We start from the raw sequence: 268 nt of genomic DNA on the forward strand, positions 1-268 counted from the left end.
AATGTAAAACTAACTATTTTAACGCCCGCTTCGATCACGGTGGCGAGCTGTTTCTTAAATAAATTCTCCACATCTGGAATGTCATGAACTTCAGGTATTCCAAGTTTTGAACGGTATGTATTCAAGTGTTGCTGCATCGGTTGAATAGCTTCCTCGTCCATTTTATGTGTCTCGGGCTCGGGGAGAAACAGATTCACAGCAATGGGAGATCGTGTGAGTTGCTGAATATTTTTTAAAGCCGTTTTAATTTGTTGAGGACTCATATATC

Annotated in this window: 1 protein-coding gene; it reads right to left on the bottom strand. The window is 40.3% G+C overall.

Features of this window, described 5'->3' with window-relative positions:
- A partial coding sequence (locus tag ICJ85_RS16250; RefSeq protein WP_188224840.1) for a nitronate monooxygenase occupies nucleotides 1-268 on the bottom strand: 268 nt, incomplete at both ends.

It is taken from the genome of Aestuariibaculum marinum (assembly GCF_014596975.1).
GTDB lineage: Bacteria > Bacteroidota > Bacteroidia > Flavobacteriales > Flavobacteriaceae > Aestuariibaculum > Aestuariibaculum marinum.